This window comes from Roseivirga ehrenbergii, from assembly GCF_001593005.1.
In the GTDB taxonomy this organism is placed as follows: domain Bacteria; phylum Bacteroidota; class Bacteroidia; order Cytophagales; family Cyclobacteriaceae; genus Roseivirga; species Roseivirga ehrenbergii.
On the sequence record NZ_LQZQ01000023.1, the window covers coordinates 73,217 to 88,285 of the forward strand.

Sequence of the window (15,069 nt, forward strand, 5' to 3'; positions counted from 1 at the left end):
TTAAACAGTGATAGATTGGGGCCTATCGTTATTTTTTACACTGTAACCTACCATCCACCAAGATATATAAGCTACATATAGATATGTTTCCGCATTAGAAGTCATTAGAGAGATAATAAAAGCAAACTTAAATGTAGCCGCTATAAAGGGTATTGCCTTATCGTATACACTTCCCTTTAATTTATAAGACTCTATTGATGACCGAATTGAGAAATAAATGAGTGCTATATAGAGTATTAGAAAAGGAACTCCCAGTTGTACTCCAAAAACTATAAATTGATTTTCTCCACCAATCTTTAACTCTTCATTTACTCCCCCTGCGTTCCCACTGGTGCCCAAACCAATACCCATAGGGTTCGAAACCATACTATTTATTCCTTCCAGCCACTCCACAACATGTCCTAAACTAGATGCATCTGCCAAACTAAGGGTGTCAATTACAAAATAGCGTAAATCGTCTCCCGCAAACAGAAATATTGCTCCAAAAAAGAGAAATACTATCATGACCCCGTACAGAATGAATTTATGATAACCAAGAACAATTGCGATAAAGAAGATCATCAAAAATAGCCCCATAAGAGACGACCTAGAATAGGCAAAAAGAAGACTTCCTATTGAGATCATTGCCAAGATTCCATACTGATAACGTCTCCCTTTGACTTTACTATTGAGAAAAAGGAAAAGCGCTGTAGAAAAACTAATCAGCATGGCTGCTGCCAAACCCAATGGGCTGGCAAAAAAAGCAGCAAAGCGCTTGGCCCCACTCTCTGCACCAAAAGTATAAGTCAACCCATAGACTCCAGCAGGCTCAATACCATTGATGTCCTGATATAGGTTTGCATAACCAATAAATGTTTGAAAATGGGTGTCTATCGCCTTCTCAAATAGGTTTAATGCAAAAGCCAAAACAGTCACAGTCAGAATTATTTTTAGAATACTCATGACCTGATAGGACTCCAACACCATTAGTCTTCCGAGGAAGTACATGAGGCCAAGCATCAGAATATTCTTATAATACAGCAGTTTATTCAGGAATGAGACACCTCCGATAGGTAGGAAGACATATAACAAGGCATACGCAAGTAATACTATAAATAAGTAGTCAGTGGCTTGTAATTGAATGGGAGTGGTGAAGACATTCTTTCTATATAACAGCCAAGACATCAATGTTATAAACACCATTATCTCTTTTAAATAAGTGATTAAACTCACCAATAATGGAGACCCAGTTTGTTGGTAGGTTAAAGCCTGTAGGGTGACATAAAAAGGGAGAAAAACGCAAAGAAAATAAATGAGGAAATGTAGATTCCTTTTAAATAGGATTTGTTGAGCGCAATAGATCACACCCCATACTAAAAAAAGGCTCAATATTAAGAATAAAACTAGCAAGACAGATCATTCAAGACACCCATAAGTATATTAAAGCTAGTTTCAAGTTACAGGAATTCTCGCAATTAGGAATCATACGGAATAATTCAAACTTGAAATGTTAGGCCATGATAAAAACCTCGAAATGAGGCCTTAAGCTTTTTAAATCTGCCTCTGATTAAAAAGTATAATGAGTAGCCAGTAAGCTTGTAAACCTGAAAAAGCATTGAGGTAATAAAAAAAACACCCTTGGCATATCGTCTCACTATAAAAATGTGATTTCTGATATTGACATAGTGTGAAAATGGTGACAGATTACCCTCCCCAAAAGTTTCCCGGTTATCATTCGACTTACCTACTTCATGATATATCTTAGAGGAAGGCTCATAAACTAACTTATACCCTGCCTTCTTAATTCTAAATGACCAATCAGTATCTTCATAATAAATAAAAAAGCGATCATCTAGCTTTCCTACTTGGCGTATTATTGAAGATTTTGTCAAAAAACAGCAGCCTGTCACCCAAGGAATTTCCATCTGTTCATCATAAGCCTCCTTGTCGGCTTCACCCATTCCAATAGTTTTAGTCAAATGCCAAACCTTTGAAAATGAACTTCCTGCATTCCAAATGACTTCTCGTTCTTGGTTGAACATTATCTTTGGCTGAATTGCTCCTATGTTTAAATCTTGTTGTAAAACTGCCACTAAGCTGCTAGCAAAATCAGGCGTAACAATCGTGTCGTTGTTCAGCAGCATTACCAATTCCAAATTCTCATTCAGTGCGAATTCAATGCCCGTATTATTCCCCCCAGTAAAACCAAGATTCTTTTGATTCTTTAAAAGAACGATTTCAGGAAATTTAGATTTGAGTTTATCACCCGAACCATCATTCGACCCATTGTCAACTACTATCACACGGTAATCAGGATAGTCGATATCACTCAATGAAGCAAGGCAGTTACGTGTTACATCAAAGCTATTCCAGTTTACAATAACTATGGCTAACGAGGGTAGCATATGAAATATTTATGCGTTTGCTACTATTTCTGGCTTTTTCCAAAAATCATAAATGCCATTCTCAAGTTCATATTCGGACCATCTAAACCTTTCTCTTAAAGGTTGTTTTTTAGCCCAATTCCACATTATGGTTAGGCCTTCTTCCAGCGATGTATTATCCTTGTAATCCAGTAGTTCTACAGATCTTTGCCAAGTTGGGTGTGCATTTTTAACTTCATGGCGTGCCTCTTTGTATATGGTTTCACCATTACCTATCACACGTTTTAGTATTTCATTGGCCTCATTGATACTATGGTAAACAGAGCTGCCAAGGTTAATTATCTTTTTTGAAGCACGCTCATCAGTAGCTGCTTTCCACAAAGGCTCAAGGCAATCATCCACAAAACTAAATGCTCGTTTCTGCTCACCATCGCCAAAAATACTCATGGGTTCATTATTTAGGTATTGGGTCATCCAAATACCGAGGACATTTCTATAAGTATCCCAAATATTTTGTTTTATCCCGTAAACATTATGGGGGCGTATGATACACCAATCCAAACTGTGTTGTTCACCTGCTACCTGGATGTCCATTTCGCAAGCATATTTAGCAATTCCATAAGGATCTATTGGCGCGGGAGTATCTTGTTCATCAAAAGGAGGGGTTCCGTTACCGTAAACAGCCATTGAACTGGTAAAAACTAACCTTCGAACTCCATGTCTAATACACTCATTGATAATATTAGAGGTTGATAAAAGATTATTCTGATAATTGAAATTTCTTATAAATGGAGAAAGTCCTTCGGCTGCATATGCCGCAAAGTGGTAAACAATTTCAGGCTTATATTTAGCAAAAATCTCTTTTAACTCTGCCGATTTACAGTCAACCTGATGAAATTCGACATTAGGATTAACGTTTTCAATATATCCGCCACTCAAATCATCTATTCCTATGATATTGTATTCTGAATGGTTGACCGCTATCCAGTCTGCCATTCTACTTCCAATTAGCCCAGCTATGCCAGTAATAACAATATTTCGCATTTTTTGCTTCAAAACAGTTTTAAATATAGGAGTTCAAAGATAGAAGAAATAGAAATGGATAAAAGGTTATTCGATTGACTCTTTATCCTCTCTCAAAGCTAATCTGTAAAAGTAACTCATGGTTACCCAAAAGACCATAAAAACACCCCCAATCACCAACCCAATAACTAAAGCCTTATACCACTTCATTTTTTGGTTATTCAGAGGTAAAACTGGCTCATCAATCACTTGAATCAATGGTTGATTATTACGATAGCTTATTTTGGCAATCTCTAGATTCTTAACCAATTCTTCATATACGGCTCCAGACGCTCTAACATCAATTTGAAGTTTTTGATATGGTAAGAGCTCTTTCGCTCTCAACGGATTCAGGTTTGGATGTCTCTCTTCAAATTCGGCCAAATCGGCTAGTGTTTTATCCAATACCCTTTTCACACTATCGGTTTGATAAGCAAGTATTCCTAAATTATCTCCGCTCTTTTTGGTTTTTGTATCCAAATAAAACTCATTGACATGCATAACAAGAGTTTCATTAAACACCTTGCTAAATTCTTGATTTTTAGAAGAGTATACTACACTTAGAATAGTAAGTTTTCTACTCGGTTTAGTAACAGAAAGATTATACTTCAGAATATCTTCCACTACCTCTTTGAGAACACTGTCATGCCTGATCTCTATCTGATTATCCGGAACTTCAAAATTAATTCCAGCCTTACTCATTTTTTTAGACAACTTAGCATCCTCAATATAATGAGTTATTAGTCGTTGCTTTTTTGATGAAACTTCAACTTCAGTAAGCAAAGTCTTTCTCATCATTCTATAAGATCTATACAGTTCAATGATATTGTCAATTTGAAATAGACTACTCCCTTCAGACATAGAACCGAGGTTAATTCCTGTTAGGTTAGCCAAAGAGGATAGCTGCCCTCCGATACCACCTCCTTCAGACTCTAGTACAAATGTTGTCTCTGCCCTGTAACTGTTCTTTTTTGCAAACTGATAAAGAAAAAATACCGCACCAATAAAGAGAGTACCGAGGAATATTCTCTTCCAAGCCGAAAACATAAAAGCTATCCAATTTTTTATACGCTGAACTAAAACAGCTAAAGTGATATTCTCTTCGTAGGAGTTATTAGCCTTATCCATCATATCTAAAAATTAATCTGACTAATAAGAAGTGCTAAAGTGGCCAGTCCGCTAGTTATTCCTACTACTTCTGAAATTGCAACGGGTAGTTTAGGTGGTTTAGCAGGTACAATAATTTCAGCCCCAGGAGATACCTGAGGATAGGTTTTGAAAAACAAGAACTTTTTGGTTTTAGCCACACTTCCGTTGGCATAAATAACATAAGTGTTTTTACGCTGAGCCCTATTACCGAAGCCACCTGCTAAATTGATAAAGTGTTTCAAGTTTCGATTAGACTCATAAACCACAGTGGTTGGATAAAGCACTCGCCCTCTTAACCTCACGGTTTCTTGTTGCTTAGGCAGAACTAACACATCACCTTCTTCAAGAATAAGGTCATATTTAGAGTTAGGCTCCTCCAAAATCTTTTTTAGATTGATACCAATTGCATCAGAGTTACCAAGCTGTACATCACCAAAGAGCGCATTTCGCTGTACGATTTCTCGGAGCCTTTCCTTTTTAGCATAGAAAGGATCTCCCTCAATATCCAAACTCTGCTTATCAAGCTCATTTAGTTGTTGATTGAGTCTAGCCACCTGTGCTAACTCAGACTCAGATAATGATGGATCTGCTTCAGCATATCGATTAAGTAATGCTTCTAAGGCTTGAACCTTTTGTTCGATAGTACTGATCTCTGAATGAAACTCGGTCTTTCTGAGTAATGTAGCCCCTTCTATATAAGCATACTGATTAACGCCACCGGCACGCTCAAGCAAGCTTGAAATTCGCTCAGTTTGATTCTTTATTGCATAATTGCCTGGGTAGGCAACTTCGCCCTCAATAGCTACAAATTTTTGAACAAAGAAATCAGGGTTTTTCCTGACAATAACATGGTCAAAAGGCTGAAGTTCAAAAGCGTTATCCTCTTCATTAAGAGACAAATTTCTATCAACATCTACCACAAACACCTCCGAAACGTTACCTGCCTTAGCATCACCAAATCTTCGAGTAATTTCAATTTTAGAGGCTGAAGCAGAAGACTTAAAGCCTCCGGCCATTACTAAAACATCCTCTATCGTCATACGGTCTGAAAACCTGAAAACCCCACCAGAATTCACCTCACCAGATACTTCTACATAACTCTCTTCCTTTAAGTCATAAATTGAGAATATTTGAACCACATCTTCGCGTTGTAATTGAATATCGGAAGAAACGCCCTCCATCAAATCCTTTAAATTAATAGAGATATTCTCAGTTGATAAGTCTGGATTTGTTCTGATGATTAATGCCCTGCTCAAGTTAGCGTCCCCTTTCAATCCGTCAGCCTTCTCAATAAGCTCTTTGACAGTCAACTCTTCAGAAATAGAATATTGTCCAGGGCGAAAAACGGCTCCTTTTATTTGAACTCGGTTAGTAAAACGATCCAATACTCGTTTTACCTGATAAACATCGCCAGGTTTTGGCGTGAAAATGTCGAATTGATTTTTGAAGACATCGGCCACCACTTTCTCTTTACCAACATTTCTAACCACATTTATTTGGTCAGAAAAAGCATTCTCTGTAAAGCCTCCTGCATACCTAATTAAGTCAGAAAGAGATTCGTTTTCTTTCAGTTCGAAAATGGCTGGTCTTTTTACCGCCCCGTTGATCTCAACCCGATTGGTATAAGGTTCCACCATAATAACATCATCATTCTGAAGCCTTACGTTACTCTTATTATCTCCTGACATTAAAAAATCATAGACATCAAGCTGAGTAATCAGTTTACCTGATCTAATCACTTTTATATTTCTTAACGTTCCATTCTCCGTTACTCCCCCTACTGTATACAAAGCATTAAACACGGTACTAAATGCGCTTAAAGTATATGTACCAGGAATAGCGACTTCACCCACCACCGTAATATTGATAGATCGGATTTTCCCCAAATTAACCGAAACAAAAGTAGACGGGGAGTCACCTCCCATTTCGGTATATACTTTTGAAAGCTGGTTCTCTATCTTATTCTGAGCAGCATTAATATCAAGTCCAGACAAGAAAATTGGGCCAAAATTCTCTAAAATAATATTTCCATCAGCATTGATTTCGGCCTGATAATACTGTTCAGAAGTTCCATATATATCAATAAACAGTTCATCTCCGGCACCCAAAATATAACTTTGAGGGGTGGGTATATTTAAACTAGGCTCAAATCCCTTCTTTGCCGTTCCATTTTGAAAAATGGATAGCCCAAAAATCATAGAAGATGATGAAGTCTGATTGTTCAGAAAAACTGTATCCGCATAAGTTCTAACGGACCGCTTAATTGGGGTTGATTGAGCAATTGAGGCTCGTGAACTTTCTATTTGATTGACCCTTTGACCAAGTTTCGAAATCTCAGTCAATGATAGGCCTTGCTGTTGTGCCAAGCTGTATATGTCCTGCTGTGAATAGCCCATAGAAGACGCCCTCTGCATCATATTCTGAATTTGATCATCAGAAAGGTCATCTACTTTTATAGTACTGAAATCCGGTATAGTTTGTGAGAAAACAGGCTGGCTAACGAACAAGGATAGTAAGCCAATTATGTAAAAGTACGATCTAATTTTTTGCACCATTATTTGGTTATTCTGTCTAAATCAATTGCAAGATAAAAGAAAAGCTAAACATAGAAATGTTTAGCTTTCACAAGATTGTTTTCGGTGATAAAATACTAGCCCACCGACTTCGAAATAGAGACCACTTTTGCCTCCTTTCTATAAGTTCTATTTCTTTCTTTTAATTCCTCTTTACGTTTTTCAATCATTGATTTAAAAATGAGTTCAGTAATTGTACCTAAAGTTAGGGCTGTAATTATCAATGCTGGAAGCACTACCATGTCTGGAAAACTTTTTAGTACCAGCGCTAAGAGAACAAAAATCACATTCACTGTTGCCAAAATACCTGTTGCCTGAGCATGATTACATCCCAGGCGTAGAAGTATATGGTGTAAATGAGTCCTATCTGGATGCATTGGCGACTTACCTCTTAGCATTCGCTTAATAAACACTCTGAGTGTATCATAAAGCGGAACAATCAGCACGGCCACAGCTGGTCCAACAAACGAATCAAAACGAAAAGGATGTGCCGCTTGTAGGTTATAGTTTAGGTCGATGAATTTTATGGTAACGATGGACAGGAAAAATCCAATCATTAAAGAACCTGTATCTCCCATAAAAACTTTGGAAGGTGCCCAGTTAAACTGAAGAAAAGCCAGTAAGCCACCTAATATGGCAAAGGACAGAAAAGCATAAGCACTAGCGCCAATAAGGTAAAACCAAATACCAAAGAAGAGGCTACAAATTATGCCAACTGAGCCCGCTAAACCATCAATTCCATCTATAAGGTTATAGGCGTTTGTAATGACAATAATTGTAAAAGCCGAAAGCGCATAACTTACAACCAATGGGATTTCATAGACGCCAAAAAGGCCATAAAGCGACATTAAACGAATATCACAAACAGCCACAATGATCAACATTGCTGCAATCTGACCAAAGAGTTTCTGAAATGCCCTTAGATTTATCAAATCATCCCTGAAACCGATAATGAACATTATCGTAAGCGCACTAATCACATACTTTATTTCACGCAATTGTTCGAAGGGCATCCAGATCAATAAAGAAATGGCAAATCCAATAAAAATTGGAAGTCCTCCCATTGAAGGAGTTTGAACAGTATGAATTTTTCGTCCACCAGGTGTATCCAAATAATTGCGCTTTTTAAATACCTTAATGAAAACAGGGAAAATCAAAAAAGTAATTAAAAAAGCAGTTCCAGCAATAAGAAAAAATTGTTCCATACCACTCAATTGAGAACATCAAAGGTAGAAAGTAAACACAGTATTAAAAAGCGGGAATATTAATTATTTGTTAAGTGCAACTAATAATCAAAAATTTGACTTATCTGGAAGTGAATCAAACATTTTATAAGGTAGCTCAGATTTAGAAAACATAACAACCCAAGCAGTAAGAAATATAATTTTAATATCTGTCCACATAGACGCGTTCTTTTGATACCACATTTCTAATTCACCTTTATAAGGTGCTATTACTTTTTCATAATAAGCATGAGGTTCTAAATTACTGTTTGAAATAAGGGATTCTTCATCTCTAAAAACTATAGAGCCAATACCAGTTAAACCTGGCTTGACTTTATAAATGACTTTTCTTACTTCTTCAGAGTAGGCGTTAAAAGTTCTATCTACCAAGGGTCTAGGTCCAACCAAACTGATATCTCCTAACAAAATGTTAAATATTTGAGGCAGTTCGTTAATCTTAGTTTTTCGAAGAAAACCACCCATAGGAGTCACTCTAGGGTCATTTCTAAGTGTAATAGAACCCGAGCCCAAATTGGGGCTATCTTTAAGCATGGTGGCAAATTTAAGTATATAGAAATACTTATTATTCAAACCAATTCTCTTCTGTTTATAGAATATATACCCTTCTCCTGTAAGCTTCAGGCCTATCATAACAGGAATTAATAGGGGAAGCAAAATCACAATTGCTATAAACGACACAACGATGTCTAATAGTCTTTTTAATACTTTATACATATTACATGCTTTGATCTAAGTTTTTACCTTTCTCAATATGATCAAAATTCGGAAGGTAATTCTTTAGGATTTTCACTACATCTGCTTTAGTTATTGCGCTTGAACTAAATGTTGTTTCCAGTTCTGAGAATATTTTCATTAGTTCTTGAGTAGACTTTCTTTCAGTATTCTTAATCACACCAAGGCCAGAAAAACTTTGTATGTCCAATTCTTCATCTTCTGTATAAAACTCCTCAAAAGATTTCTCACCAGAAGTGTTTGATTCAAAAAAATACACTGGATATGAACTTGAATCACTCTTTAACTGCTCTGCTTTTTCTCTTGCTTCCGTCTCCGTTTTACACACATCAGATTCAAAACCCATTTCTTTCAATAAACTTACAGCTATATCAGAAAAGGTTTTCATATTCTTGTTGTAGTCTAACTTCGGAAAGAAGATTTCCCCTGATTGACCCAATAAACAAGCTAAGAGGCATATTTGACCAGATTCTACGGGTGAAACAAAGTATCTTTTAATGTTTAACGGACTTGCCAACGGCTGCTGCTTTGCCAATCTTTCCATAAAGCCAAAAGGCAGGCTTCCGTTGGAAAATGCCACATTAGCAAACCTTGCTGTAGTAATTTGCAACCTGTCTGAATAGGCAATAATTAAATCCTCCATAAGCTTTTTACTTGCTCCCATAACATTCACTGGGTTCGCTGCTTTGTCCGTAGAAACGCAGAAAAAATGTGCTGGAGGGTTTTCTACCAAAATGTCTAATAGAGCTTTTGCTTTTAAGACATTGTTTTGAACCATTGCCTCAATTGAGTAATGATCCTTTTCGCTTCTCACATGTTTATGGGCTGCAAAATTGGCAACAATATCAAAAGGCCCTGAAGCAAGAAACATTTTTTTAAAAACAGGATCTGAAAAACTTATAGGATAAGTTTTGAGATCATCTGGAACATTTAAACCAACCGAGCTTCTAATATCTCTAACGAGTTCTGTTAATCCATTCTCATTTATATCTACAACATACAGCTTGCTAATATTGAAATGCAAGAGAGCCTTAATAAATGATGAGCCTATTGTTCCAGCACCGCCAATTACTAATGCAGTTTTTCCTTCTGTTTTACTTTTTAAATCCTGATGAAAAGTAACCAAGTCGTTTAAAAAAAGACTATTCTCTCTCTCCGTCACATGTTCGGATATAAATCTATCGAGCTTAAACAGTTTATTCATATTAATTATTTTTAACCATTAATCGTACCCCTTCCTCAAATGAATAAGGAGGTTCAAAGTTTAATATATTTCTAGTGGCACTATCATCGACTACGAGAGAGCCAAACAGCCTCTTATATATTTCAGGTGCAATTTTTTTAATCGTAAACCTCATCACCCTTGGTATTGAAATCAACTTGACGTTAATATTTTTTGCTTTTGAGATTTCCGATATCAATCTTGAAGTAGACACGGGTTCAGTATCTTGGATTAAAAAAGTACCTGATTTACGAGTTTCAATTACCCTATCCAAGAGCGCAACAAAATTATCAACCCCAACTATACTCCTTAAATTATTTATGTTACCAAAGGGGATGTACTTTCTCTTCTCAACCAATGCTATAAGCTTCTTCATGTTACCTTTCACACCCTGACCATAAATTAATGGTGGACGAACAATAGAAACCTTAAAGTGCTCAGACTCTAACCCATTAAGGGCCTCTTCCGCAAGAAGCTTACTTTTGCCGTAAGCATCATTTGGTCTACACTCAGTATCTGGAGTGAGTAATTCATACTCGTCTCCATATACTTTAATTGTACTTACAAAAAGAAAATGGCTCACATTTGCCGCTTTAGCAGCAGTTGCCAATTCCTTAGTTAACTCATAGTTCACATCATAATAGAGGGAGTCATCTGTCTTCTCCATTCGATGAGCAATTCCAGCTAAATGAAGGATTACATCTACGCTCGACAAGTCCAAGTCTTTAACCTTAATATTTTGGAGCGAAACGGTTTTTATGATATATCTATCTTTATTCTTGACACAAAAAAGTTGTCCCACAAAACCAGATGCACCCGTAACAAGAACCTTCTTCATTTGTTACTGATTACCTTTCTTAACATTACTAATTATATCATCAGCCATCCTTTCCGTTATATTTTTTCGGCTAAATGTGGAAATGAACTCAGACCTTCTTTGATTTCTAAACTCAAAGGATTTAATGCTTGAAACAAATGAATCCACATCTCCAGGAGCGAATAGTATATAATTTTGTAGATTCTCCTGAATAAAACGGCTTGCAAAACCAGCAACTCCTGCAATTATAGGCTTATCATAAGCCCCGTATTCAAATATTTTTGATGGAAGTACTTTTTCAAAAGCTCTAAAATCATTCAAATGTAGAAAAAGAAAATCCGACTTCAGATAATAATCCTTCAAGGCAGCCCTATTTACAGGTTCAATCAGTTCAATATTAGCACCTCCTATTTTTTCAATTTGATCTATTAGTTTGCCTTTTGCCCCCCCATCGCCAATAATCACAAACTTATAATCATCACCTAGCGCCTTAGCCGCTTGGGGTATAATTTTATGTAAGCCCTGCCCCTCACCAATATTACCAGCATATGTTATGATATATTGATCCCTAACTCTCTCTTTAGATTCGGGGAGATTTAAGAATTCATCGTCAATTCCGTTCGTAAAGAATGAGTACGATGGTTTTTTGAATTTCTTAAAATACTCTTCAAAACCACCTGATACGAGGTTAATGTGGTTGGCGTTTCTAAAGGTATATTTTTCAATTTTTCTTAGAACGGGTAAACTGAGCGCTTTCAATGCTTTACTCTCAAGCACCTCATTCATTGTATCGGTAAAAATATCTCTTATATCAAGGTAGAGGTTGACTTTGTGTTTATTCGCTAGATATCTCCCTAAAAAAGCGGTAAAAAGACGAGAAGAAGAAGCAAAAACCAAATCATAGTGATTCCCCTTTGTCAACTTCAGTGCATTAAAGAAAAATGTTTTGAACGAATTAATTTGATCCGAAAACCCACTTTGATGATCAGGAATAGGGATTCTCTGAATAAATAGCTTGTCAATTCGCTCAACCTCCTGGGCGTCTTCTTTGAAAGACTTGTAACGATTAGGCATGGTGGTTATCACATGAACCTCATCACCTTCCTTAAGTTTTCTATTTAACTCGTAGGCTAAGGGTGTATTTCTAAATGAACCAGCACAAAGATCTGGTTCAAAATAAAAAGTCAAATAAAGTATCTTCATAACTTATTTAAGCACTCTATTATCCGCTCTGCAGTTCTCCCATCCCATAATTGTGGAATCCCTCCTTTTTTCCATTGTCCGGAAAACAATTTAGCCATAGCTGGACCAATAGCTTTAGGGTCTGTTCCTAACAACTCATTAGTTCCGAGTTCGCAAGTCTCTGGTCTTTCTGTATTATCTCTCAGCGTCATACATGGAATTCCCATCACCGTAGTTTCTTCTGTTATTCCTCCTGAATCTGTAATTACTGCACTTGCTCTTTCAACCAAAAAGTTGAACTCCAAATAAGGAAGTGGCTCGATCAAGTGTAAATTATCATGTGTGATCCCTAGGTTTTCGAATACTTTAGCGGTTCTTGGATGAATTGGAAAAACCAAAGGTATTCCCTGAGAATGATCTACAATCTCTTGTATTAAGTCTTTTAACTTATGTTCTTCATCAACATTTGCAGGTCTATGCAAAGTCATCACAATGTAGCCGGACTCATTAAGTTTTAGCTCATCCCAAACCTCGGGCTTCATAAAACGCGACCGATTCTTAAGCAAAGTATCGATCATTGTATTACCCACGAAAAAGATTCTCTCATCTTGTACGCCAGCCTTTTTTAAATTAATGTTCGCGCGTTCAGAGGTAGTGAAAAAGTAGTCTGTTATACTATCGGTAACCATTCTATTGATCTCTTCGGGCATCGAAAGATCGAACGAGCGAATACCGGCTTCCACATGAGCTACCTTAATGTTTAATTTTTTTGCTGCAATCGAACAGGCCATTGTAGAGGTTACATCGCCAACTACCAAGGCTAAATCACAAGGCTTTTCTAGCAGAAGAGCCTCATACCTGACCATTATCTTAGCGGTTTGCTCTGCTTGGGTTCCAGAACCTGACTCTAAATTCACATCGGGATGAGGGATATTGAGTTGCTCGAAAAAGTCTCCTGACATTTTCTTATCATAATGCTGTCCAGTGTGGACCAGTCTATATTTAAGCTTTGAACCATTATCTTCAGCTTTTTGAATCGCGTGAATTATTGGTGCAATTTTCATGAAATTAGGGCGAGCGCCTGCGATGATGTCAACTAGCATTTTTTACAAAAATTCTTGTTTTGGTACTGGGTTTTAAACTCAACCTCTTTGATTTAACCAAAGAGTTGAACTGGGTTGCAAACTTAAAACTTTCTAAGCTGATTTCTCGAAATCCTGATAAATGTAATTCTACTCCACCGGCTCTCACCAGTGCGCCTTCTACAACAACCTCTATATCAGGGTGAAAATGTAGGTTAAGGATGGCTTTTTGCAAGTCATTCTCATTGCCCTTATGCAAATCATAAATAATGAGGCCCTCCTTTTCTTTCTTCCACAATCGACTGGTCAGAAGGCCTTGCTTACGGAAACCGTCATGGCTTGCCGACACTTCATTTTCAGTATCGGCCAGTATCTTGATATTCGCTCGACTGCCTACACGAAAGCCTCCCCAAACCTCCGATGAATTTATGCCATCCAAGGCTAGACAATTGTGAGATGAAGAAGACCTCTCCTGCTGCCTGCGCTGGTTTTTTTCGTAAGTAGAGATGCCTGTATCTACCAAAATGGGACTATGCCCACTCCAAAGCAAGAAACTCAATTCATCGGCATGAGCATGCCCAGGTTGATAACTTGGGCTTACCTCTCCAATGTCAGCTAGCACATGTAGGTCTTGATGTCTTATCCATCGATAACCTGATTGCTTCATATGGTTATTGGTGTTCCAGGTCAGCCCCAGTATTTTTGCGTATGAAAAAAGGTGTATGGCAGTAGGTGCCACTCCAGGAGCAGAATCTTTTACACATGGGTACACTGTACCGCCCAGAGTCACCTGATGCAGAAAGGACAGCATCTGTTTCGCTTTCCTTTGAAGAAAACCATAAAGGTTATCATTTTTCCAGGAGTTGGCATCAAGCAAGTTGATAGCATCAAGTAATCGATAGAGTATGATCTGATGATACATGGGGGAACGCTCATAGTGAGCACCATCCGCCAATATCTGTTCATTCAATTCTTCCTGTAAAAGCTGTTTTGCCCTATTGTAAAAAGTATCTGAACGGAAATAATAAGAACCAAAAAGTAGAGAAAAGGCGTTCTCCAGAAGATGATTGGCCAAAAGGTGATATTCAAGGCTGGCCATGAGCACCTTGTACTGAAAGTAAAGTGATCTGTTGAAAGTCTCATGCTGAACCTCTTTGAGGGACAGGTATTTTATCCAATTGATTCCTCTTAATGAAATCGGATAAGGCTCAAGCCCACCCTCATTCACCGAAAGGCTCTGGCAGTATGCAGTAATCAATTGAAGACACTGCTCATGACTCAAGGCAGGGCAAAATAAATACTCAAAGTAATTGAGATTGTAGTTCCAAAGTTTGCCATGCGTTTCATCGGCCCAGTCCATTTGGTCAATGGCAAAAGTCCGGTCTTTATTCAAAATGGAAAATGTAGCCTGATTACCAGCCACGCTTACACTTGTATGAGGCACAAAAATAGCATCATACTTTAGCTGCAAAGGTGTCGGTGTGACATACCCTTTCTGATTTCCAAAAGCAAAACGAGTCTTTACTTTAAATTTTAACCTATAGAAAACATTGAAATACAACTGTTTAAAACTCAGGTACCTAACGGTTCTGAAAATCAATGTTGCTTTGCTCACTACCCCCATATATTCTTTCACTTAAAAA

12 protein-coding genes are annotated in these 15,069 nt (G+C 37.4%); all 12 read right to left on the reverse strand.

What is annotated here, in order from left to right; all coding sequences use genetic code 11:
• Positions 1-1,164 (reverse strand): O-antigen ligase family protein, encoded by a 1,164-nt coding sequence (locus tag MB14_RS09435; protein ID WP_062591313.1) that lies wholly within the window; start codon positions 1,162-1,164, stop codon positions 1-3.
• A gap of 311 nt (positions 1,165-1,475) precedes the next feature.
• On the reverse strand, positions 1,476-2,384 hold the full coding sequence (locus MB14_RS09440; protein WP_062591314.1) for a glycosyltransferase family 2 protein: 909 nt from the start codon (positions 2,382-2,384) through the stop codon (positions 1,476-1,478).
• 9 nt (positions 2,385-2,393) lie between these two features.
• Positions 2,394-3,407, reverse strand: coding sequence for an NAD-dependent epimerase/dehydratase family protein (locus MB14_RS09445; RefSeq protein WP_062591315.1), 1,014 nt, complete (start codon positions 3,405-3,407; stop codon positions 2,394-2,396).
• Between the two features lie 66 nt (positions 3,408-3,473).
• Positions 3,474-4,556: a GumC domain-containing protein gene (locus MB14_RS09450; protein ID WP_062591316.1), complete on the reverse strand. Its 1,083-nt coding sequence runs from the start codon at positions 4,554-4,556 to the stop codon at positions 3,474-3,476.
• 2 nt (positions 4,557-4,558) lie between these two features.
• Positions 4,559-7,129 (reverse strand): SLBB domain-containing protein, encoded by a 2,571-nt coding sequence (locus MB14_RS09455; RefSeq protein WP_062591317.1) that lies wholly within the window; start codon positions 7,127-7,129, stop codon positions 4,559-4,561.
• A 95-nt stretch (positions 7,130-7,224) separates the two neighbouring features.
• Positions 7,225-8,352, reverse strand: a complete 1,128-nt coding sequence (locus tag MB14_RS09460) for a glycosyltransferase family 4 protein (protein WP_062591318.1) — start codon at positions 8,350-8,352, stop codon at positions 7,225-7,227.
• 87 nt (positions 8,353-8,439) lie between these two features.
• Positions 8,440-9,105, reverse strand: coding sequence for a sugar transferase (locus MB14_RS09465; protein WP_062591319.1), 666 nt, complete (start codon positions 9,103-9,105; stop codon positions 8,440-8,442).
• A gap of 1 nt (position 9,106) precedes the next feature.
• Positions 9,107-10,327, reverse strand: a complete 1,221-nt coding sequence (locus tag MB14_RS09470; protein WP_062591320.1) for a polysaccharide biosynthesis protein — start codon at positions 10,325-10,327, stop codon at positions 9,107-9,109.
• Position 10,328: 1 nt separating this feature from the next.
• Positions 10,329-11,183, reverse strand: a complete 855-nt coding sequence (locus tag MB14_RS09475) for an NAD-dependent epimerase/dehydratase family protein (RefSeq protein WP_062591321.1) — start codon at positions 11,181-11,183, stop codon at positions 10,329-10,331.
• A gap of 3 nt (positions 11,184-11,186) precedes the next feature.
• On the reverse strand, positions 11,187-12,365 hold the full coding sequence (locus tag MB14_RS09480; RefSeq protein ID WP_062591322.1) for a glycosyltransferase family 4 protein: 1,179 nt from the start codon (positions 12,363-12,365) through the stop codon (positions 11,187-11,189).
• The gene (gene wecB, locus MB14_RS09485; protein ID WP_062591323.1) at positions 12,362-13,447 is read right to left on the reverse strand and encodes a non-hydrolyzing UDP-N-acetylglucosamine 2-epimerase; all 1,086 of its coding nucleotides are present in this window, start codon (positions 13,445-13,447) and stop codon (positions 12,362-12,364) included. Before wecB ends, MB14_RS09480 begins: the two co-directional genes overlap by 4 nt.
• A complete protein-coding gene (locus MB14_RS09490; RefSeq protein WP_132644133.1) occupies positions 13,437-15,062 on the reverse strand; it encodes an alginate lyase family protein in 1,626 nt (541 codons plus the stop codon). Before MB14_RS09490 ends, wecB begins: the two co-directional genes overlap by 11 nt.
• Between the last annotated feature and the right edge of the window lie 7 nt (positions 15,063-15,069).

Excerpts from the sequence above, each read along its gene's own strand:
- MB14_RS09435 (WP_062591313.1), bottom strand. The coding sequence starts at position 1,164 with ATGTCTTGGCTGTTATATAGAAAGAATGTCTTCACCACTCCCATTCAA.
- MB14_RS09440 (WP_062591314.1), bottom strand. The coding sequence starts at position 2,384 with ATGCTACCCTCGTTAGCCATAGTTATTGTAAACTGGAATAGCTTTGAT.
- MB14_RS09445 (WP_062591315.1), bottom strand. The coding sequence starts at position 3,407 with ATGCGAAATATTGTTATTACTGGCATAGCTGGGCTAATTGGAAGTAGA.
- MB14_RS09450 (WP_062591316.1), bottom strand. The coding sequence starts at position 4,556 with ATGATGGATAAGGCTAATAACTCCTACGAAGAGAATATCACTTTAGCT.
- MB14_RS09455 (WP_062591317.1), bottom strand. The coding sequence starts at position 7,129 with ATGGTGCAAAAAATTAGATCGTACTTTTACATAATTGGCTTACTATCC.
- MB14_RS09460 (WP_062591318.1), bottom strand. The coding sequence starts at position 8,352 with ATGGAACAATTTTTTCTTATTGCTGGAACTGCTTTTTTAATTACTTTT.
- MB14_RS09465 (WP_062591319.1), bottom strand. The coding sequence starts at position 9,105 with ATGTATAAAGTATTAAAAAGACTATTAGACATCGTTGTGTCGTTTATA.
- MB14_RS09470 (WP_062591320.1), bottom strand. The coding sequence starts at position 10,327 with ATGAATAAACTGTTTAAGCTCGATAGATTTATATCCGAACATGTGACG.
- MB14_RS09475 (WP_062591321.1), bottom strand. The coding sequence starts at position 11,183 with ATGAAGAAGGTTCTTGTTACGGGTGCATCTGGTTTTGTGGGACAACTT.
- MB14_RS09480 (WP_062591322.1), bottom strand. The coding sequence starts at position 12,365 with ATGAAGATACTTTATTTGACTTTTTATTTTGAACCAGATCTTTGTGCT.
- wecB (WP_062591323.1), bottom strand. The coding sequence starts at position 13,447 with ATGCTAGTTGACATCATCGCAGGCGCTCGCCCTAATTTCATGAAAATT.